General features: G+C 55.7%; 19 protein-coding genes. 2 read left to right on the plus strand and 17 right to left on the minus strand.

Annotated elements, in window-relative coordinates:
• Positions 1–8 precede the first annotated feature (8 nt).
• The 10 genes from AB3X55_09075 to flgB form a co-directional block, all read right to left on the minus strand.
• Positions 9–4,223 (minus strand): flagellar basal body rod C-terminal domain-containing protein, encoded by a 4,215-nt coding sequence (locus AB3X55_09075; GenBank protein MEX0503733.1) that lies wholly within the window; start codon positions 4,221–4,223, stop codon positions 9–11.
• Between the two features lie 5 nt (positions 4,224–4,228).
• Positions 4,229–4,531, minus strand: a complete 303-nt coding sequence (locus tag AB3X55_09080) for a rod-binding protein (protein MEX0503734.1) — start codon at positions 4,529–4,531, stop codon at positions 4,229–4,231.
• Between the two features lie 9 nt (positions 4,532–4,540).
• Positions 4,541–5,632 (minus strand): flagellar basal body P-ring protein FlgI, encoded by a 1,092-nt coding sequence (locus AB3X55_09085; protein MEX0503735.1) that lies wholly within the window; start codon positions 5,630–5,632, stop codon positions 4,541–4,543.
• 70 nt (positions 5,633–5,702) lie between these two features.
• Complete coding sequence (locus AB3X55_09090) at positions 5,703–6,392, minus strand: flagellar basal body L-ring protein FlgH (GenBank protein ID MEX0503736.1); 690 nt, start codon at positions 6,390–6,392, stop codon at positions 5,703–5,705.
• 21 nt (positions 6,393–6,413) lie between these two features.
• The gene (flgG, locus tag AB3X55_09095; protein MEX0503737.1) at positions 6,414–7,202 is read right to left on the minus strand and encodes a flagellar basal-body rod protein FlgG; all 789 of its coding nucleotides are present in this window, start codon (positions 7,200–7,202) and stop codon (positions 6,414–6,416) included.
• 106 nt (positions 7,203–7,308) lie between these two features.
• Positions 7,309–8,064: a flagellar hook-basal body complex protein gene (locus tag AB3X55_09100; GenBank protein ID MEX0503738.1), complete on the minus strand. Its 756-nt coding sequence runs from the start codon at positions 8,062–8,064 to the stop codon at positions 7,309–7,311.
• A 60-nt stretch (positions 8,065–8,124) separates the two neighbouring features.
• Positions 8,125–12,300, minus strand: coding sequence for a flagellar hook-basal body complex protein (locus AB3X55_09105; GenBank protein MEX0503739.1), 4,176 nt, complete (start codon positions 12,298–12,300; stop codon positions 8,125–8,127).
• 78 nt (positions 12,301–12,378) lie between these two features.
• Entirely contained in the window at positions 12,379–13,074 is a 696-nt protein-coding gene (locus tag AB3X55_09110) for a flagellar hook assembly protein FlgD (GenBank protein MEX0503740.1), read from the minus strand.
• Between the two features lie 17 nt (positions 13,075–13,091).
• Positions 13,092–13,508 carry a flagellar basal body rod protein FlgC gene (flgC, locus tag AB3X55_09115; protein MEX0503741.1) on the minus strand — a complete coding sequence of 139 codons (417 nt, stop codon included), beginning with the start codon at positions 13,506–13,508 and terminating at the stop codon, positions 13,092–13,094.
• Positions 13,508–13,894 (minus strand): flagellar basal body rod protein FlgB, encoded by a 387-nt coding sequence (gene flgB / locus AB3X55_09120; protein MEX0503742.1) that lies wholly within the window; start codon positions 13,892–13,894, stop codon positions 13,508–13,510. Before flgB ends, flgC begins: the two co-directional genes overlap by 1 nt.
• A 169-nt stretch (positions 13,895–14,063) precedes the next feature.
• Between flgB and AB3X55_09125 the strand changes: the two genes are divergently transcribed.
• Together AB3X55_09125 and AB3X55_09130 are read left to right on the plus strand one after the other, a co-directional pair.
• Positions 14,064–15,197 carry a hypothetical protein gene (locus AB3X55_09125; GenBank protein MEX0503743.1) on the plus strand — a complete coding sequence of 378 codons (1,134 nt, stop codon included), beginning with the start codon at positions 14,064–14,066 and terminating at the stop codon, positions 15,195–15,197.
• On the plus strand, positions 15,187–15,543 hold the full coding sequence (locus AB3X55_09130; GenBank protein MEX0503744.1) for a hypothetical protein: 357 nt from the start codon (positions 15,187–15,189) through the stop codon (positions 15,541–15,543). Before AB3X55_09125 ends, AB3X55_09130 begins: the two co-directional genes overlap by 11 nt.
• Before the next feature lie 98 nt (positions 15,544–15,641).
• Here the strand turns inward: AB3X55_09130 and AB3X55_09135 are convergent, their stop codons facing one another.
• From AB3X55_09135 to AB3X55_09165, 7 genes are all read right to left on the minus strand, one after another.
• On the minus strand, positions 15,642–16,070 hold the full coding sequence (locus tag AB3X55_09135) for a hypothetical protein (protein MEX0503745.1): 429 nt from the start codon (positions 16,068–16,070) through the stop codon (positions 15,642–15,644).
• A 109-nt stretch (positions 16,071–16,179) separates the two neighbouring features.
• Positions 16,180–16,488: a hypothetical protein gene (locus tag AB3X55_09140; GenBank protein ID MEX0503746.1), complete on the minus strand. Its 309-nt coding sequence runs from the start codon at positions 16,486–16,488 to the stop codon at positions 16,180–16,182.
• A 19-nt stretch (positions 16,489–16,507) separates the two neighbouring features.
• A complete protein-coding gene (gene flgM, locus AB3X55_09145; protein ID MEX0503747.1) occupies positions 16,508–16,804 on the minus strand; it encodes a flagellar biosynthesis anti-sigma factor FlgM in 297 nt (98 codons plus the stop codon).
• A gap of 36 nt (positions 16,805–16,840) precedes the next feature.
• Positions 16,841–17,644, minus strand: coding sequence for a flagellar basal body P-ring formation chaperone FlgA (flgA, locus tag AB3X55_09150; protein MEX0503748.1), 804 nt, complete (start codon positions 17,642–17,644; stop codon positions 16,841–16,843).
• A gap of 4 nt (positions 17,645–17,648) precedes the next feature.
• Positions 17,649–18,098 carry a FimV family protein gene (locus AB3X55_09155; protein ID MEX0503749.1) on the minus strand — a complete coding sequence of 150 codons (450 nt, stop codon included), beginning with the start codon at positions 18,096–18,098 and terminating at the stop codon, positions 17,649–17,651.
• A complete protein-coding gene (locus AB3X55_09160; GenBank protein MEX0503750.1) occupies positions 18,095–19,276 on the minus strand; it encodes a flagellar assembly protein T N-terminal domain-containing protein in 1,182 nt (393 codons plus the stop codon). The genes AB3X55_09155 and AB3X55_09160 overlap by 4 nt, the downstream gene beginning before the upstream one ends.
• Before the next feature lie 31 nt (positions 19,277–19,307).
• On the minus strand, positions 19,308–19,835 hold the full coding sequence (locus AB3X55_09165; GenBank protein MEX0503751.1) for an LPP20 family lipoprotein: 528 nt from the start codon (positions 19,833–19,835) through the stop codon (positions 19,308–19,310).
• Between the last annotated feature and the right edge of the window lie 352 nt (positions 19,836–20,187).

The following is a 20,187-nucleotide window of genomic DNA, read 5'->3' on the forward strand; positions in this document are numbered from 1 at the left end:
ATCTAGCCTCATATGACTTGAAGGAGGGTATCGAACAACTCGCGCGCCGTGGACAGGATGCGGGCAGAAGCCTGATAGGCCTGTTGTTGCTGGATCAAATTTGCTGCCTCGGTATCGAGATTGACGCCCGAATAGGCCGCTTCAGCCTCTATACTGGCCTCACGCAGAGACACGGCCGCCTCGGCTGCAATGTTGGCTGACTGAACGATGGCGCCAAGCCGTGATACCGCATTGGTGAACTTCTGCTGGAAACCCCCGGAAGATTGATCGCCCGATTTGGGATATTGTAGATCGATGATGGCTTGCAGGTTTCGATTGTCGCCGGTGCCCTTGGTATTTGTGCTGATATTGAATCTGTCATCTGCATCAAGAGTGCCGTCCAATTCTAAAGTGAACCCTGCGACGGTTGCCCTGTTATCCGCATCAAGCGTCCGCGTGGCGAGGGATGTCTGAGTTTCCACATCAAAAATTTCTATGGTTTTCGCCGCTGCATCCTTCACCCTGACCTCAAGATCGCGCATCAAAGAAGGTGCGCCCTCGGGCGTTTCATCATACTGCATGGTGACGCGCTTCGCGCCTCCATCCCCAAGAAAAATAATCAGCTCTTCCTCAGGCAGATCCAGAAGAGATAGGCGTTGGTTTGCAAGGCTCTTGGCGGATACAGTTATCAATGGAACATCACCGAGGGTCTTTGCAGGCCCACCTATAGTGGTCGGATCGATGGTCACCTGCCCACTGCCAGAGGCGAGGCGATCGCCTCCTCGCAAGATATCAACCTTGCTTCCGTCATGTATTGTAAGCGTCACTTCATTACCCAGCACACTTACAGATGCAACGCCCGACATATCAGCTCCACTTGCCACATTGTTGGCCAGAGCATCATTAATTGCAGTTGCAATCGCAGTCGCATCACCGCTTGACATCGCCGCTTGTATATCGAGTTGCCTGTTAATTGCGGATGTGGAGCCACTATCTGGTTTGTTGTCAAAAATAAACGAAAGATTATAGGTATCGTCCTCACTGAAGGTCAGTTTAATTTCGTTGTTTTGCGCGGCTGATCCGGTCCCGTCTACAGTAAAGCGCTTGTCCAAAAGGCTTTTATCCTGAACTATTGCCGAAATCTCGTCACCTTGTCTGACAAGCTCATAACCTGGGCTCACATAGGCATCATCAAGTGTCTTTGAGGCCCCACTCATCGTCACAGGAGTGATTGCAACCCTGCCATCGCCTGTCGATAGCGTGTTGCCGTCACGCAAAATCTCGACCTTTGTGCCATCGGTGATCTTCAGAGTGACAACATTGCCAGACACCGTTGCGACCGCTGTGGCAGATATATTGGCGCCACCATCACCGTCAGTCACATTGTTGCTGATCGCATTATTGATCGCATCAGCAATGTCTGACGCATTACCTCCTGACATGGCAGCGCTTATATTGATCTGCTTGTCGGTCGTGGCTGTCGTTCCACTGTCCGGCTTGTCATCGAAGATGAAGGCCAGATTGTAGGTGTCATCCTCAGAGAAAGTCAGCGTAATCGTATTTTCCTGGCTACTAGAGCCTGTTCCTTCAACAACAAGGCTTTCGTCCGAATAGCGCGTGTTCAATTGGGTCAGGCCGTCCATCAGCCCAAGTCGTCGCGCGACGTCGACATTCTCCGGAATATCGTTTTCGACAAGCACTTCGATCTTCGACTTACCAATGGTACCGTCGGTGGAGACAACATGAAGCCGATCCTGGGCATCAAAGAAGGCCGTAAGTCTTCCCGGTTCCCCACCACTGACAGATGCCTCGCCATCATTGATAGCCAAAATATATGTCTGACCTTCAAAGGTAAGGCGAACTTTATCACCCTGCAGAGGCGACGCGGGCGCACCGATGATCTGCGCGACAGGGGCATCAGCGCGGAATTTACTGATCATCGCCTCAGCAACGCCAGCACCGCTTGGGTCGTTCACATCAGCGGGTCCGATTTGCTTTGTGATCCCGCCAATCGTCATTTCATAAGACATAGTCTGAGCAACCGACGAACGGCCGTTTATCGACACCTCATTTGTGTCTATACCGTCCAGAAGCCGGAACTCCGTGGTGACAGTGTCATCAGCGGTTGTCACCGTAGTAAGCATGTTCGACTGGTCACCCGTCAGCACAGTCATCCCGAGATATCCGGCATCCCCCGATCCATTCAGATAATCGCCAACATAGACGGCATTGGCGTCAAAGCCGTTCTCAGCCTTCATCGCGGCCTGATAGTCAGAAATTGTTGCACTGTCCGGTGTTGTGCCAGCAATGTGCCGGCCCTCACGGGTGAAGATCTGGATCTCCGATGCTTGGTCGACGCTTGCCGAAACAACAGCATCGATGTTGCCACCTACAGATCTGGCAAGGGTTGCGGATGTGAAGTTACCGTCCGTTAGGCTGAAATTCAGATACCCTTCCGAACCTGACGAAAACGCACCAATATCTGTGAGCGCCACCGACGCGCCGGAACTGGTCAGGGTGCCTTTCACGACGCCACGGTTCAAAAGGTCCGATATTTGTTCTGCATCGATCCAGTCACCATTCACCCCTTTGACCGCAAGGTAATCGATGTTGAAGTTGACCGTGTCGCTGGTGATGTTGCCGTTGCCGTCCGTGACGTCGTAATTGAGCGTCACTCCCGAGAGATTGGCAAGGTCCGTATCGGACATGCCGAACTGGGCCTGGCTCTGCTTGGCAAGGGACAGCAGGTCGATTGAGCTCACATTTGCGGGGATTCTAGCAACAGACCCGCCGGTCAGAAACTCTGTCGCGCCGACGGCTGAAGGATGGTTGCTAAAAATATCACCAATGACTGGCAAAGCACTGCCGATACTTGCCCGATCAGCAATGGGCGAGGCATCGACGAGCACCTGGCTCTTATTGTTCGGGTTGGCGCTGATAATCAACGGCGACGCCGCAGCAATATCCTGCGGCCGCTTGAGCGCCAGCGCCAAGCCACCAGCGCTCCCCTTCACCGGGTCATAAACAAATTCATCAAACTGGTTCGCCTGGCCAACGAAGGTTATCTCGACACCGTTGAAGGACACAGAATGACGGCCCTCAATGACAACCGAACCGTCCTCAGCGGTGCCTCTCCAGAGATTGGTCTCCTTTTCATAGTTAAACTTAACCTTTTGGGCTGTAATGGAGTCAGGATCGATGACCTTTAGCGTAGCTGACGCATTCCCTGTGTTGACCGCGCTAGCGCTCAGGTCCAGTCGCAGGGACTGGAAAAAATCCCCACCGGCTTCGCCTTCGAGAGTCAGGCCACGCTTATGGATGGCGTTCACGTCCTTGATCAGGTCAAAGGCGAGCTTGTCGATTTCGTGCGACACCTCGACCGCCGTCAAATAGGCGGATGACAAGCCGTGTGCAGCGCCACCATCGATCCGCTTTGTCAGCAGTTTTTCAGCCTGTGATCCTGTAAAGAACAGCAGCTCTGTGCTTGTCTGCTCTAACCCTATCCTTTTGACCTTGCCCTTACTGACAATCTCAGGCCCATTTAGGCTATCGCCAAGAATGACCTTCGCAGCCCCCCGTTCGTCAAGAGACACATTAACCTCGACATGTTTGTTCAACTTGTCGATAAGGTTATCCCTTGCATCTAGGAGAGAATTATTGGGCTTTGTCTGACTGCCTGCCGAGAGCTGTTTGTTCACAAGCTGTAGTTCGGCAGTTAGCAGATTGACCTCATCCAGCATGTATTCTGTTTGCGTAAATAGACCATCTTTCATTTCCTCAAGTAGAAAATGAAGTTGCCTAAAATTTTCAGAAACAAGCTTAGCTTGTTCCATGGCGACGGTGCGACCAACCAGATCAGCCGGATCGCTCGCGACCTCATGCAACCCTTCGAAAAACTTGGCAAGTGCATTGCCAAGATTGGCATCACCCGGCAGCAGGATATCCTCGATCTGCGATGTCGCAGCGGCAAACGTCGTGCTGGACTCTGAATAGGCCGTTGCACTGCGCGCCTTAGTCAAAAGGAATTCATCGAATGCACGCCGGATGGCACCAATGCGCACACCCATACCATTGCCTTGACTATTTTCAAGAACACTGCCCTTGGTAGAGCTAATTTCCTCAAGCTCCGCACCCCGGCGCTTGTAGCCATCTGTGTTGATGTTCGCAATGTTCTGCCCAGTTATCGCCAAGCTTTGGCGATAGGAATTCAGACCAGATCTGCCAATGTCAAAAAGGTCGGCCATCGAATCTAGTCACCCCCAAGCTGGCGCACCAGCGCTTCGGCGATGCCAAGATTGACCCGGCCCGACAGGTTCTTCGACAGTTCCTGATCCATCATGTCCTGATAGGTGGATTTTGCCGAGCTGGCGAACAGATCTTCGGCAAGCTTGGCCTTGCGCGCCTGCTTGATGAATTCATTCAGGAAAATGGCCTCGAATTGTTCCGCCGCCTCACGCAGGTCGGCATCCTTGTCGGGTGCCTTCATGGTTGCATTGCCAGCGGTTGCACGCAGCGCGTCAAACATTGCCTGGGCGTTTGTCTCTATGCTCATGGCGTTCCCCTAGATCACAATGATTTCAGCGCGGAGCGAGCCAGCCTCGCGAAGAGCTTCGAGAATGGCCACCATATCGGCGGGGCTGGCACCCACACCGTTGATCGCATCAACGACATCGGACAGCTCGACCCCCGGATCGAAAATGAAGGCACGGGCAGGTTCCTGCTCGATGATGATTTCAGTGTCATCGGTGGTGGTCGCATCGCCAGGCGTAACGACGGTGCCCTCTGCGTTCTGGGCAACATTCGTCGTCTGCGTGACCTGCTTGTCCTCATTGATCCGCACCGTCAGGGATCCGTGCGTCACCACCGAGGGCGTGACGCGCACATCACCGCCGATCACGATGGTACCGGTGCGAGAATTGACAATGACCTTGGCAGCCGGCCTTGCCGGATCGACCTCGATATTCTCCAGCAGGCTAATAAAGGATACCTTCTGCGCCGGATCGACCGGGGCGCGGACCTTGATTGTCGACGCATCGAGGGGGGTCGCAACCTCTGGTCCGAACACCTCGTTAACCGCATCGGCAACACGCATGGCGGTGCTGAAATCCGACTGGTGAAGATTGAGAAGCACATTTTCAGTCGACTGGAATGGTGTATCGACCATCTTTTCGACCGAAGCACCGCGGGGGATGCGTCCCACTGTCGGAATGTTGACAATCACCGATGACCCATCATTGCCAGCAACGCCAAGACCACCAACAACAAGATTGCCCTGGGCGATGGCATAGGTTTCGCCGTCCGCGCCAAGCATCGGTGTCATCAAAAGAGTGCCACCGCGAAGCGACTTCGCCCCGCCGATTGTCGATACGGTGATATCAAGGCGCTGACCCGGCTTCATGAAGGCCGGCATATCTGCGGTCACCATCACCGCCGCGACATTCTTTGCGTTCAGATTGGCGGCATCGGTCACAAGGCCAAACTGCGACACCATTGATTGCAGTGACTGCAACGTCAGCCCGGAGGATCCGTCACCTGTGCCGGCAAGACCAACAACAACGCCATAACCGACAAGCTGATTTGACCTGACACCGGCAAGCGATGTCATGTCCTTTAGCCTGTCAGCCTGGACCGAGGTCATCACCAGGCCGAGCATAAGCCCCGTCAGCACGCACCATCTTGCCAGTCTGGTCATCATTGCGGTTCGCATGGGTTTCATTCCCTGATCAGAATGGTGAAATGTTGCGCATTGTGCGGCTGAGCCAGCCCTGACGGCTTGAATCAGCAATTTCACCGGCACCTACATACACAATCTCGGCATCGGCAACGCGGTTCGACAGCACAATATTGGTTGCTGAAACATCTTCGGGGCGCACCAACCCGGTCAGCCGTACATATTCATCACCATTATTCAGACGCAGCTTTTTCTGACCGGCAATTTCCATGTTTCCATTGTCGAAAACGCGGGTCACGGTGACGGTCAGAAAACCAGACAGCGAATTTGACTGCGCCGCATTTCCAGACCCGGCAAAACTGCGGGTGGTGCCGGCATTCAGGCCGGCTGCATTCTTGTCATAACCGCCGGTCAGAATGTTCGGCAGACCGGTCGGAAGGGTAACGGCAAAGGCATCATTCTTCGATGATGCGGCAGATTGGGTCTTGGTCGCGGCAAATGTTTCATTCAGCGACACGGTCAGGATATCGCCCACTTCGCGGGCCCGAATGTCACTTGCGAACAGGCCACTGGAATTCTGCCTGAAAATGCCACCCGTTGGCGAAACGGCATCAGGCGTCATCTGGGCAGTTTCATAGATCGGCTTGAATTCGAGAGAAGCCTCGTTCTCGACATAGCTTGAACATCCGGCGGCAAGCCAGGCCGTTGCAAGGCAGAGCGCTGTTGTCATTCGTCCCGGCATCTTGAACACCTCAGCTAGCGATTAGAGATTCTGCGAAATGAAGCGCAGCATTTCATCGACCGAGGTGATCGATTTCGAGCTGACTTCATAGGCCCGCTGCGTCTCGATCATCTCGACAAGCTCGGTCACAACATTGACGTTGGAGGCCTCGAGCGCGCCCTGGATGAGGCGGCCCATGCCGTTCTCGTTGGGATTTGCCACAATCGGGGCACCACTGGTGTCGGTCTCGACAAAGAAGCTTTCGCCGATTGGCTGCAGGCCCGTACGGTTGGTGAAATCGGCGAGCGTCAGCTGACCCACGGCCTCGGCGCCCGTCTGGCCGGCGACAAGCACGCTGATGATGCCATCACGCGAGATATTGATCTGGGACACCCCGTCAGGGATCGCAATTTCTGGCTGAATGACATAGCCGCTTGCGGTCGTCAGAACACCTTCACTGTTTGTCGAGATCGCACCGTTGCGTGTATAGCCGATCCGCCCGTCCGGCAGCAGAACCTGAAGAAAGCCGCCGCCTTCGATAGCAACATCAAGCGAATTGTCGGTTGTGATCAGGCTGCCCTGGGTCATCGTCTTCTGCGTATTGACGATACGGGCGCCGGTGCCGACCGAGAAAGAAGATGTCAGATTGGCTTCAGCGGTCACCTGGTCACCGGCAACGCGGCGAACCTGGTAGAGCAGCGTTTCGAAATTTGCGCGGTCACGCTTGAAACCTGTCGTATTCACGTTTGCCAGATTGTTGGCGATGATCTGCATCCGGGTCTGCTGTGCGTTCAGACCTGTCTTTGCGACGTGCATGGAACTGGTGGACATCTGTCTTCTCCTGGGCCGGATTGTCTCCTAACACCAGTAAGCAAACGGCATGCCAAACAGTCAGTTCATATTAAAGAAGAAGCAAAGGATCGATTAGAATGCCGGATCAGCTCGGCATCCGGATCAGGCTGGCACCTGCTTCATCGATTTCGGAAGCGGACGAGATCAACTTGATGTTGATCTCATACTGCCGCTGGTCCTCGATCGAAGTGATCAGCTCATCAGTAATGTTGACGTTGCTGAGTTCCACATGCTGCGGGACCAGTGCCACATCCTGGTCGATCTGCGGCAGCGAGCCGTCGGTCGGACGAATTTCTCCATCCGGGTATTTCTTGAGTTCCTTGTCTGCGGCAAAGGTCAGGCCAAGCCGCCCGATGATCTGCTTGGTGCCAATCGGCGAGTTCAGCGGCTCGATGATCACATCGCCATTGTCGGCAACCTTGATCGACCTGTAGGCAGGCACCTGAATAGGTTGAAGCTCGGTATTCAGCATCGCCTGCCTGGATCCGTTTTCAAGCGTGCCATCCCCTGCCACTGTTAGATCACCGCGCCTGGTAAGGGACAACTCATTCTGACCTTTGACCACAAAATACCCATCACCGCGAATGGCAACATCGAGATCGTGATCCGTCTGGCTGAGCGTGCCCGGATCCGCTTCGAAATAGTTGTTGTCGTCAAGGATCGCCAGCGCCCTGGTCTGCAGGCTGGTGATGTTGTCGAGAAAGGCGGTGCCAACAGATTTCGAACCAAGATCGCGGCGATAGCCCGGGACATTGACATTGGCCAGGTTCTGGGCCCGCACCGAACGATTGTCGTAGATGTTGTTGACCGTGTTGAACGCCGTGTAGATCAGCTTGTCCATGACAGTCTCCTCTCAATCATACCGGTCAATCATACCTGTGGTGGGCCAGCCACACCCGGATTACATCCGGATGTTGATGATGGTCTGGGTCAGGCCCGTTGTTGTTTCAATGGCTTTCGCCGATGCCTGGAAGTTCCGCTGCGCGGTAATCAGGTTCACCAGTTCTTCGGTGATATCGACGTTGGAACGTTCCAGCGAACCCGACAGAATATTACCGAAACCCTCGGAACCCGCCTCGCCGACCTGCGGCGTGCCGGAAACGGCTGTTTCCGTATAGGTGGCGTTACCGATCTGTTTCAGACCGTTCTGGTTGTTGAAGTTCGCGACAACGATCTTGCCAAGCGGGTTGTTCTGACCGTTCGTGTAGTTGGCGCGAATGGTTCCCGAAGAGTCGATCTCGATACCGTCCAGTCGACCGGAGGTGAAACCGTCCTGTTCGACAGTCAGAACCGAGAACGGCTGGGCAAGCTGGGTCGAGGTCGAGAAATCAACATCCAGCGCAATCGAGAACCCTTCTTCCTGCTTCTCGTAATGCACCAGGTTCTTCGGGCTGACCAGCTTACCGGTCTTGTCGAAGGTCAACTCGCCTTCATCAATATAGAGCGGGTAATACCCCTCAACCATGTTTTCTGGCGGGTTGGTCACCACCTCGCCATTGGCATCGACATAAAGCGCCACGCCATCGGCATCTGTGGCCTGAACCAGATTGTAGATTTCCGGAACCGTACCAACACCCAGTGGCACATCATCAAGACCAAGACGCGCCGCGCCCTTGACCTTGATGGTCGAGTCCGCTCCGGTAGTGCCGGTTGCAAAGGTGAAGCTGTTGGTTTCACTGCTATAGGTCACTGTCACACCGCCGATGGTGTCACCGGTGGCCGGGTCGACAATCTGGTTGATCCTGGTCTGCAGCGCTTCGGCCAAGGTGGTGCCAACATAGGAGGTCGCCGGCACCTCGATGATGCCGCTGATGCCATTCACCGAAACGTTGAAGATATTGTCACCTGTCTGGGTCGACAGCTTGAAGACGTTGGTGAGAGGTTCGTTGGCGCTGGCCCCGACCGCGCGGGCAGGGGTGGCTTTCAGGCCGGTACCAGCAGAGAACAGGAAGCCGTTCTTCGTCTTGCCAACACCAAACAGCAGGTTATCGCCGTTGCCGATGATCGTGGCATCGACATCGTAGGCCTGAGCCACACGGGCACCGGTGGTTTCCGAGATGGCATAGCGTCCAACCTGAATGTTCGAGGCTTTTTGCTGTTCAGGTACGCCGATGGCACCATTGCCATCAATCGCCTCACCAGTTGTGCCACTGGAGATGGAGAAATTCTGGAACTCAGAATTGTAGGCCACCTTGATGCCATAGCGCTTATCGTTTGGCTGGATTTCCTCGCCAGTCGCCACAAAGGCGTCGCCATAGAGCACTTCACCACCACGGATTTGAACCCGCTGCGCGTTATCGGCATTGGTCAGACCCAGATTATTGGTACCAGTCTGGGTGGATGAACCATAGACCGAGAAGGAGTTGAAGTTACTGTCGGTACCCGAACCGAGAACCGTACGGTCAACCTCGAAGCTGAGCCGCTGATTGATGGAGTCATACCCCACATGTACGGGCGGATTCTTCTCATCAACCCAGTCTACAGACGATTTCGCAAGAACATCACTTGTTGCCGCGGTGGTGTTTACCGTCGCAGTGGTAACCCCGCCATCGACCGAAGAGCTGAGACCAGTTGCTGCACCCGCTACCAAGGTGAAGTCAGTGTTGTCGTCCCTCGACACAATCAACTTGGCAAGTGTTGCTGTCCCGGTATTGGTTGTGATCGAGGCGGTGTCTCGCCAATTGGACCCGCTGGTAGAATCGACAACATTTCCTAAAGCATCAAGGAACGTGAAAGAAAAGCCCTTCAAGTCGGTGAGTGCATCAAGCTTATCCCTGATGTCGTCCAGCTGCGCATTGGCATTGCCGGCACTGGAACTGAAGTCGGCAGTGGTGATGGTCAGGTTATTGGTGCCATCAGACCATGTCAGAGTGGTTGCACCGGCACTGCTAGATGTGCTGGCAGTAATCTCCATTGGCCGGTGAAGATTCTGAATGCCAAGAAATTCCAGGTTTGTTGCCAGCGTAGCCGGCGTGGTGGCAGCGGTCTCAGTTCCATTTTTGATCTTCCAGTCGCTGGCCACAAAGGCACCCTTTTCGGTGGCGGCGGTTGATCCCTGCTTTTCACGAATGACTATGCTCTGGCTGCTGTAGTCTTCAGCCGCACCCTTATAGACAGCGTGAGAGCCTTCGAAAAACGCCTCGACAGTCGGCTCGTTGTCAGACGGGCTGGTCAGCGCGAAGATCGAAGCAGATCCAGCGGCGATGCTGAAATCTTCATCGGCAACAGCCAACCCTGATGTGCTGACATCGATATATTTGTACCCATTCGCGTTGGTACCGGTCGATGAGATGACGAAGCTGCGGCCATTGAGGTCGCTGCGGAACTGGTCATCACCCGCCAGCGTGATCGAACGACCCTGTTCATAATTGGTCAAGTCGGAGTTCGGCGAGCTGTTCGTGTCGCCGATATAGATACGAAGACGGTTCTCGGTCGCCGCATACTCAATCAGGTTGGTTGCGTTACCGTTGATTTCATCAAGAACAGTATGGACGCTGAGTGCCGGGCGCTTGTTGTAAAATGAATGCACCATGTAGTGTGTGTCGGACGGGTCATCGACACGCTCGAGTTGCACCACTTGGTTATATTCATAGACCGAATTGATCTTTTCGCCGGTTGACTTGACGAATTGCAGTCCGCCAACACCAAGCGGGTCATCCGCGTACTGGCGGCCATATTCATTCAGCGTCTCGTTGATCCGAACCTGGGTATGCGCCAGAAACTCTTCCTTGGTGAAGTCCGGCGATGTACCGGTGATGGCGAAATCATCACCCATCAATTCAGTGACATAGCTGTCCGTGCCCAGAAGCTCGACCGAGATTTTGTTGGTCAGAGGCGTTACAGTGCCGTCCGCGCCAACCCGCTGGAAATCAAGCGTGATGGTATCATCGACATTCTGCTCGACCTGGAACTTGCGGTCATCGCCATAGGCAGCGTTGATCGCACGCTCAACCTCGGCAGCCAGCTGGTCGGCATTGTAGAGGCCGGGATTGATATCGATGCTGACCGGCTGGTCCGAATCATCGACATTCACGAGCAGGAAATCCTTGCCCCAATAGACATCAGAGCCGGTATTGCCAGCCTCTCGTGTGGCCTTGAACTGCATCGGATCGGTGACGATTTCGACAAGCTTGTCACCTTCCTCACCGAAGTCGAAGCTTGTCGATTCACCGCCGATTGATGCTGGCTGCGAAGGCACCAGGGTCTGCAGGTCATCCAGCTTGTAAAGCGGCGATCCCTTGCCCTCGATGAAGTAGTTGTCATCGGGGATGGATGTTGTCTGCTGGCCAAACCGGTCAACAAAGATCTGCTTGCCGGCATCGTCAACCGCGCTGACGAGATCCGGAGTGATGATCGTGTCATTGATCACCAGCCGGGTGTCGTATTTGTTTGTCGGGTCGTCGGCGGAGGCGGCCTGGGTCTTGATGAAATACACCGTGGCGATCGTCGGGTTACCGAGATCATCAAAGATGGTGATCGATGTCGAGTTGGTGAATGTCTCAGGGTCATTCGGATCGAATGCATAACCGTCCTGGAACTGCGGGCGGTCCGGCACCACGTCGGAGGCCGCATTCACGTTCACGCCAAGCTTGATGTTCGATGTCGCCTGCGGATCACCTGATGTCACCGGCAGCTGGAGCGGGACCGCACTGTCCAGATCCTTTGCCGTGACCGATCCGTCGGTGTTGACCGGATAGGTCAGCAGATACTGACCGGCCGAGTCGACAACATAACGGTCGTTATTGACGTTCAGTGAACCGTTTCGCGTATAGACCGTCTGGGCCGATGTCAGCGACGGCTTCAGGGCAAAGAAGCCCTGACCGGAAATCGCAAGATCAAGCGCGTTCAGCGAGGCGGCAATGTTACCCTGTGTGAACTGCTGTTTGATGCCCTTCAGGATCGTACCCGAACCAATTGACGACGAAGCGTTCTGCAATGGCGAGGTTGCGAAGATATCACCGAATTCGACCCGGCTTCGCTTAAAGCCGGTGGTGCCGACGTTGGCGATGTTGTTCGACGTTGCCGAAATATCGGCGGAGGAGCCGTTCAATCCTGTTAGTGCGGTATAGAATGACATTTTCTGCTCTCCCTGAGCCTCGCAAGGCTCGCTTCACTTCTCTGTTTGATCCTGTTGATCGTCAGTCTTTGTTGGTCTCTAGCGACGGAATTTGGACACGTCCGCGGCCCTAACTTCGCCATAATCGCGGACATCCAGCATCACGCCTGTGGCGGCGTCACCGGTTGAAGCCGCGAGAATTTCGGCAAACACACTTGGGGTCAGGCTTTCCATGCCCTTGCCCATATCGGCAAAGGCCTCGATACGAACGGCCTCACCACTGGCAAGCACCGATTCCGGAAGGTCGCTCCAGGCAAAGCCGACAAGGCCGGCCGGCTGGGCGCCAAGCTCCATCTGGTGAAGCACCTCACCATTTGCGTTGCTGAATGTCAGATTGGTAATGCCGGATGCCGAAGGCAGATCCAGCATGCCGTGGATCTGGCCGGACTCGTCAGGACGGGCATAATTGCCCGGGATCATGACCGAGCTGCCAAGAAGGTTGGCAGCTGTCGCGATCCGGAATTCTCCAAGCTGGTCGGCCATGCCGCTCAGCGTCGTATTCATGTCGGTGATACCTGTGACAGTCGAGAACTGTGCCATCTGGGCGATGAATTCGGCATTTTCCATCGGGGCAAATGGATCCTGGTTCTGGAGCTGGGTTGTCATCAGCTTCAGAAAATCACTCTGGCCAAGCGTATCCTTGCTGGCTTTCTTGCTGTCATCATCGCTGTTGACACCAATCTTTTTCAGAATGCTGTCAAGCTGCGCCTGGCTGGTTGGATCAATGGTGCTCATTCACGCTCTCCGTTGGCTTATTTGCCCATATTGATGGTTCGCATCATCAGGGCGCGAAGGGTCGTAACCACTTCAACATTGTTCTGATACTGGCGTTTTGCCTCCAGCATCTCGACAAACTCTTCTTCCACACTTACCGCCGCCGCATAGACAAAGCCGTCATCATCGGCCAGCGGGTGATTGGGCATGTAGGTTCGCTCTGGACGGCGGTCGGTTCTGGTGATTCCCGCAACCTCGGTTGTCGAAATCCCGGTATCCTTGACGTTTGCCGCATAGGTGGTTTCAAAAATCGGTTTCATCGCGCGGTAGGCGGTATCCTCCTCACCGCTGATGTTGCCGGCATTGGCAAGGTTACTGGCAATGGTGTTCAGGCGCACAAGCTGCGCCGACATGGCCCGACCAGCAACGTCGAAGATGTTGTTGATAGCTGCCATCACTCGCCCTTAATGGCGGACATCAACCCGCCGATCTTGTTGTTGAGGAATGTCAGAGTTGTCTGGTAGCGGATGACGTTTTCCGAAAATTCCATCTGCTCTACATTCAATTCCACAGTGTTGCCATCGCGCGAGGGGTTCACCGGCGAGCGATAGAGCATGCCTGTGGCATTGGCGTTCATGGCCACACGAAAATGACGGCCATCAGTGGCGCGCAGTGGCCCCACCTTCTCGGCCTTGTTGATCTCGGCCTGAAAATCCATGTCGCGCGCCTTGAAATTCGGTGTCGCGGCATTCGCGATATTCGAGGCAAGAACCTTGTTGCGCTTCGCCCTGACCTGGAGCGCAGTCGCATGGAGGTTCAGATAGTCACCAATGCCTTTCATCTAACTCTCCTTGTCAAGGGGCTGAAAACATTTCTGTTTCTCAACCGAAACTTTGTTTACGCCGACAGTCTGCGGGATCAAATCTGGTAAATAATTTAATCACCGCTTGACGACTTGCTGGCCCGTATTTTGCAATAACGATGCCAACTCAACGGCAGAGGATGAAAAAATGGTTGCATCCACCATAAGCAACAGCGGCGGCCCAGGTTCACCTACAGAACTGTCACCGGTGACCATCGCCGTGCGTGACAAGGTCATAGAGAAGTTCAAGGATCAGCCACTCAAGGAGATGAATGAGTCGCTCAAGATGCTGCTCGCAAACGAGCAGGATGAACAAAAGCGGCTTGGCATTCTGGCAGGGCGGGTCTTTATATTAAGGCAGCGCATTGCCGCCCTCGCCGAAACCGACCAGCAGCGAGTCGTTTCCACCGCATCCCCGGCACCAAAAGATACCGAAGCACCGGTTCAGGAAGACACAGAGGCCGGCGGCGATACAACAAGCGAATGGACACGGTTGCGCATCCTTGATGATTGTGAGGTCAATGGGGTCCGGTTCCCGAAAACGGTCATTATTGATGTCAAATCATCCGACGCGCAGCGCCTCATTGATAGTGGCAATGCCGAGCTGGTGGATGAACAGCCGCCTGGTGATGCCGCCCCGGATGCCGCCCCGGATACAGCTGGCGAAGCGGCGGGCGATGACGGTAGTGATGCATCGGCCATGCAGACCGAGCTTGAAAATGCCGAGACTGCTGTTGACGAGGCTGTTACAGAACCGGGCGCAGAGGACGACACCCGCACTGAAGAGGCAGATGCCGCTTCGACTGACACGCCGGCAGAAGACACACCGGCAGAAGAAGCCCCGGCAGAAGACGCCGCGGCCACGATGGAGGGCGAAGAAGCAAATGCCACAGAGGCAGATACCGCAGCCGAGCCACAAGATGAAGCCGCACAGGATACGGTTATCGAGACACCAAGCGCCGCCGAAGTCACGGCCGCGCTTGCAGCGCTTGGCTCGGGCGATGACAGTGCCGAAGACGCCGCCCAGACATCTGATGATACCGGTGACGGTGCCGATCCGGCAGCTGACGATGAAGCCGCGGCGGTTGCGGCAGAACTCGAAGCCGCCGCAGGTGCCATGACGGCGCCGTCGGCAGACCCGGATGCCGATGACACCGATGATTCAGGCAAGCCTGGCGGATGGTTTGAAGCCCAGCAGAATGCGGAAAAGGCCGCAAAGGCCGAGGCCGGCGACGATCAGGAGCCGGCACCGGAAGACGAAGGGCCAAAGGATGAAAAATAAACCAAAACCGGCAAGGCTGACATGCGCTGCCATCGCGCTTGCCGGTTTGGTGACTGCAGGATGTGATGACCTGTCCCGGTTCAAGCAGGAGCGCTATGAATGCAATTTCAACCAGCATGGGCTTGTTGAAATCGATATTCGGGACATGGAGGTCGGCACTGAAGTGGCTGTCAGCTTTACCGATGGTGCCAGGAAGATGCTGCTGACGGAAAGCAGTGACAGCAATTTCACGCTGACAAACGAACAGCTGGTCCTGCGTGTTGACCGGAAAAGCGGGACAGTGCGGCTGACGCGCGGGTCGCGCTATCTGAATATCAGCTGCAGCAAATCGGAATTTCGGATGTAGGAATTCCCCTGACGGGGACACAGATCATCTGACCCACACAAATGTCATGGACCGGGATCACGTCAAGCGTTATGTCAGGTGTGATGTCTGGCGTGATGTCAGGCCTTGCCACGACCATGAAAGGTGACGATTGCCTCTGCCTCTTCAAGCGACAGGCCGGTGGCATCGGCAACCGCTTCCTTTGTCGCCCCTGCCCTGGCCAGTTCGATGGCGCGGCTCATGCCAACCTCGCCACGGACATCGTCTGCAAGGCGCACAACATCCCGGCGCAGGGATTCCAGCGCCGCTTTGCTTTCATTCGTGGCGACAACCAGCTGTTCGCTGGCTTGCGTCATATCACGAGTGGCCTTTGCCTGAAGGTCGAGAAGCTGGTCATGTTCGTGAATTTGCTCTTCAAGGCGGGTCAGGCGTGATGACAGCCTGTTACGAAGCAACACGAGCTGCAGCCACATACCAAGTGTGATCACCAGCAGCAGGATGATCAGGATGTTCCCCGGCGTCAAAAGCTGGTTTGATTCGACCATCATGATCTCCTTATCCTCGCCCCAGGATTAACGCCCCAAGATGACTATTCCGGGCGCGACGCCACACCGGATGACGGCGCGGCTGTCGTCTGCCTCATCGAGCCTTGCCTCATCAAGGCACCCGAGACAGCGCCTCTTTCATATATTCGTCGAATTCGTCCGTCCAAACAAGCCTCGCCCTGGCCCGAGTTTCAAGCCTGGCAAGCGCCGTCGACAGACGTTGGATCACCGCCAGCTCTTCGGTTGACGGGCCGGCGGCCTTGAGATCGGTCACAAGCTCGGGCCAGCGTGCAGACATAAGCTGTTCGATTTCGGTATTTGCGGCAAGAAACTCGTCAGCATTGCTGACACGCGACAGCGCACGCTCAATCAATTGATTGAGCGTGCCCTCAAATTCCACAAGCTTTTCGTTCACAGTCATTGCGACGGCTGCCGCTGGCTCAGGCTTTCATTTCCCTGTACGCATCCATCAACGCTTCCGAAATGCGATCGACATTGATCGGATACTCTCCACGAGAGATCGCATCCTTGATCCGACGAACGGCCTCGGTGTTGACAGGTGGTGCCTCAGCGAGCTGTGCTACGGCTTTCGAGGACGCAGCACCGCTAACCTTAACGGTTTCTCCAGCTGGCGCTACCGGTGTCGGTGCGGCGCCGGCGCCCGAAGGACGTCCGTCTGCAGCCCGACCCTTGGTCAGCTCCATCCTATTGACTGTGGTTTTAATGGCGTCAACCATTTCATTGGCCTCCTCAGGAAGGGTAACGACGCAGCGTCAGCTATTTTTAGCAATCACCACGACTTTTTTTTCATCGATGACCTTGGCCATCACAGTCTTGCCGCTGCTAGCGTTCTGGACCTTGATCCAGTCGCCAAATTGTCCATTTTCAAGCGCATAGCCTACCATATCGACGCTAATTCCACCAGCGCCACTGGAAATCAGCACCTCGCTCTCTTCTTCAATCATGAAGGCGGGCATAAGATGGCGTGTCTGCAGGGGGCGTCGCGCTGAAAGTGGTGTTTTCATGCGTCTGCCAATCACGTCCGCAGCGGCAAAGAACACACCGCTGACATTGCGCGCCGGCACCGGAAACAAGGTGACATCATCGGGTGTGATCACATCTCCGCGTGCCATGCTGCGGGTCAACATGACGACATCGTATTCATCAGCCATACCGGCCTGGATGGCGGATTGCGGGGACACCCGGGTTCCTGTCAGCGACGAAATGGGTCCGTCGGTCTGCCGGCGTGGGGTGAATTCGGCAATTGGCACCGGTGCCGGCGTCGTTGTCAGATTGGTCCGGATCGCAAACTGCCAGCCATCTTCGACATCGCAGCGGACAGCAACGGTGTTCCAGCCGCCAAACAGTGGATCAATGGCTATCTTGCCCTTACAGGACGGGAATTTTCGGGTCGGGGACAGCGCCGGATCACCTTCGAGATAAACCTCCGCCAGCTTGTCGGTGATCAAGCGTGCCACTTCAACGCCCGACACAGGCTGGTCTGCCAGCGCAGCCTGCCCGGCCAGAATGCCGGCAAACCCCGCCATCGATGCCTGGAATAGAGAGCGCCTCGACATCTGTCTATCCTCCGATAAAGAAGATCTGGTCGCGGTTCGACCCACCGGATCCGGACGTGGTATCCTGAGGCTTGCCGCCAAGCACCAGATCCTTCATCTCGTTCAGGGAGGGAAGGTGCAACAGCTTGTCAGCATACAGAAAATTCGGATTACCCCGAACAAAGGCCGACCGGTTCTTCTTGACAATCGCCATCTGCACCACGGACAAATCCAGGCCGCTGCCAGCATAATGTTCGGTGATGATGTGAGACAGCGTTTCGTCGGGCATCACCCGGTGGCTGGCCGTATGGTTGGGATCACTGACAAAGATGTTGTCAGGGTTCAGTCCGGACGCCGCCGAGGCGCCACCATAGGTCGGATATTCAAGGACAACGATCGGCTGTGACTGTGCGACAGCCGCAAGCGGTGCCATCATCAGGCCCAGCCCGACAACCCCTTTGAGAAGCGTGTTCATTTTACTTCCTCCATGAATTCGACAGTGCGCCCGGCAAGCGCCGCCAGATCACGCCTGTCATTCAACGGCGTCAGGGTCGACGACATCACATCGACACCGGTAACACGCATGATCTGCCAGGGCGTATCGGTGCCGCTGGCCACCGCAAGGGCATTCTGGCGCATCCCATGATGACTGCCAACCGGTACGGTCAACCTGCCGTCGCGAAGCGCCAGCGTCGCCGTCAAAGGGCGGCATTGCAGATCGGCAACCATACCATCGACAAGACCCGCGACCGGGGCCGTCAGCGCGGCAAGAATGGCTGGCCGACGCGGCTGGCCAACCACATTGAACATCTCGGAAATCGACCGCTGTTTTGTGGTGACGGTATGGGTCACCTCGAACCTGTCGATTGGCGCGTAACTCTCTCCGGCAAGCACATGAACCCGGATCAGCATCGTCATTTCATCACGCCGCATCAACGCATTGCCGGCACGCCGGCCTGTCAGGATTATTTCCGGAATAACGGCGAAATCACCCTGCAGAACCCGCACAACACCCTTCGTCAGGGCGGTGTAATCATAGGTGTCGTTGATCCGTGACAGGCGGGCCGGGTCTAGCGTCACATCGGTGGCGCGGTTGGCGCTGACACCGGAATTGTGTTCGATGGCTGTGATGACAGTATTCATCACATCAACGGCCATGGGGCCTGCTGGAGCCGGAATATTCTCGGCAAGCGTGATGCGCGGTTTGAAGATGGTCATATTGACTGACCGCCGATGCAGGCAGGTGCCGCGTGGCAGATTGCCGACGGCGGCACGGATGCTGACCTCGTAATGCTGACCGTCAATCACCTCATTGGTGATTGTATAGTCAAGAATGCGACTTGCAGGGCGGATCACGAAATGATCCTCAAGCGTGGTGTCCGCCATCACGGCGGAAAACCCGTTGACGCTGGCCCCTCCCTCGAGCGCGGCAAGATAGAGCGCGTCTTCAAGCGCCAGCATGCGGGCTTCCTGCTCCATCGCGGAATCAAGGATCACGGCCCGACCGGTTGTCTCGGTAAACCGAAAGGCGGCAGCCTGACCTGTCGAGGCACCAAGAACAAAGAACAGGCACGCCAGTAGCGCAAGCAGCGGCACTTTGGCCAGGTCAAGCCAATGCCGCTGTTCAAGCCGTTCATAGAGATCCAGTATCACGACAATTCTCCGTCAGGCCGCTGCAACCCGTTCAGGCGATGCCGCGCGCGGTGCTGATCAGGTGGCCAATCATTTCCCGATCGATTTCGAGAACGATTTCATAGGTGTCTGACCCGGTCGGGTTGATCCGAACCGTGCGGGCGCCGCGAATGGTGCCCGACACAACACCGCGGAAGGTGTCGTTCTGAACCATCAGATCGATGACTGTGGTCGATGAATCAACCTGCAGACCGTGGATCTGCTCGGCAAGATCGCGCATCGCGGCCATGCGGGCCGAGCGGATCGCCATCAACCGTTTCTGGGCATCGGTACGTCCCGGCTGGGACGACACAACCGCATAGCCAACAGCGGTCAGGGTTGGCACCTGCTCGGCGTTGGCGTCGAACACCTCCTGAACAGCGGCAAGCTGATCGGCAGCCGACATATTGGCTTTTACCCCGGCATCCGCCTTGCGTGTGCCGCCAATTGTCTCGCAGCCAGCGAAAGCCAGCGCCGCGACGCACAATGCGGCAGCGGTCAGCTTACGGTGTGGCAGTGATGCAAATACTACTCGTGACATGGCCCGTATCATCCTTTCGACCTGTTTTGCCCGGCGCATCGCCTGGGCAGATGATTGTGTGCCCCGAGATGCAGATTTCATGCCATTGCGGGATTGTTGATCCTGAAGACAGCGTTATTTCGCTTAAAACCCCTGCTTTTGCGCGGTTTTTTTCGATTGGCATGGAACTTGCCTTACTTCCTTCGCGAATAAAAAGGCGCGGTGGCGTCATGGGCTGGCCCCAGCCGGAACCCGAAGACAGACAGTTTTACAAAGGCCAATAAAAACAGATGTTTGAGCTTGAGATTACAAAGGTGTTACGCGATGCGGGCGCAGCCGCCAGCCGGCGCTGGAATTTTGACACCCGTCATGG

The sequence above is a fragment of the Alphaproteobacteria bacterium LSUCC0719 genome (assembly GCA_040839025.1).
In the GTDB taxonomy this organism is placed as follows: Bacteria; Pseudomonadota; Alphaproteobacteria; order Puniceispirillales; family Puniceispirillaceae; genus UBA8309.

What these genes read in the sequence shown, in the direction of transcription:
- AB3X55_09075 (MEX0503733.1), bottom strand. Translation starts at nt 4,223, where the DNA reads ATGGCCGACCTTTTTGACATTGGCAGATCTGGTCTGAATTCCTATCGC.
- AB3X55_09080 (MEX0503734.1), bottom strand. Translation starts at nt 4,531, where the DNA reads ATGAGCATAGAGACAAACGCCCAGGCAATGTTTGACGCGCTGCGTGCA.
- AB3X55_09085 (MEX0503735.1), bottom strand. Translation starts at nt 5,632, where the DNA reads ATGCTCGGCCTGGTGATGACCTCGGTCCAGGCTGACAGGCTAAAGGAC.
- AB3X55_09090 (MEX0503736.1), bottom strand. Translation starts at nt 6,392, where the DNA reads ATGCCGGGACGAATGACAACAGCGCTCTGCCTTGCAACGGCCTGGCTT.
- flgG (MEX0503737.1), bottom strand. Translation starts at nt 7,202, where the DNA reads ATGTCCACCAGTTCCATGCACGTCGCAAAGACAGGTCTGAACGCACAG.
- AB3X55_09100 (MEX0503738.1), bottom strand. Translation starts at nt 8,064, where the DNA reads ATGGACAAGCTGATCTACACGGCGTTCAACACGGTCAACAACATCTAC.
- AB3X55_09105 (MEX0503739.1), bottom strand. Translation starts at nt 12,300, where the DNA reads ATGTCATTCTATACCGCACTAACAGGATTGAACGGCTCCTCCGCCGAT.
- AB3X55_09110 (MEX0503740.1), bottom strand. Translation starts at nt 13,074, where the DNA reads ATGAGCACCATTGATCCAACCAGCCAGGCGCAGCTTGACAGCATTCTG.
- flgC (MEX0503741.1), bottom strand. Translation starts at nt 13,508, where the DNA reads ATGGCAGCTATCAACAACATCTTCGACGTTGCTGGTCGGGCCATGTCG.
- flgB (MEX0503742.1), bottom strand. Translation starts at nt 13,894, where the DNA reads ATGAAAGGCATTGGTGACTATCTGAACCTCCATGCGACTGCGCTCCAG.
- AB3X55_09125 (MEX0503743.1), top strand. Translation starts at nt 14,064, where the DNA reads ATGGTTGCATCCACCATAAGCAACAGCGGCGGCCCAGGTTCACCTACA.
- AB3X55_09130 (MEX0503744.1), top strand. Translation starts at nt 15,187, where the DNA reads ATGAAAAATAAACCAAAACCGGCAAGGCTGACATGCGCTGCCATCGCG.
- AB3X55_09135 (MEX0503745.1), bottom strand. Translation starts at nt 16,070, where the DNA reads ATGATGGTCGAATCAAACCAGCTTTTGACGCCGGGGAACATCCTGATC.
- AB3X55_09140 (MEX0503746.1), bottom strand. Translation starts at nt 16,488, where the DNA reads ATGACTGTGAACGAAAAGCTTGTGGAATTTGAGGGCACGCTCAATCAA.
- flgM (MEX0503747.1), bottom strand. Translation starts at nt 16,804, where the DNA reads ATGGTTGACGCCATTAAAACCACAGTCAATAGGATGGAGCTGACCAAG.
- flgA (MEX0503748.1), bottom strand. Translation starts at nt 17,644, where the DNA reads ATGTCGAGGCGCTCTCTATTCCAGGCATCGATGGCGGGGTTTGCCGGC.
- AB3X55_09155 (MEX0503749.1), bottom strand. Translation starts at nt 18,098, where the DNA reads ATGAACACGCTTCTCAAAGGGGTTGTCGGGCTGGGCCTGATGATGGCA.
- AB3X55_09165 (MEX0503751.1), bottom strand. Translation starts at nt 19,835, where the DNA reads ATGTCACGAGTAGTATTTGCATCACTGCCACACCGTAAGCTGACCGCT.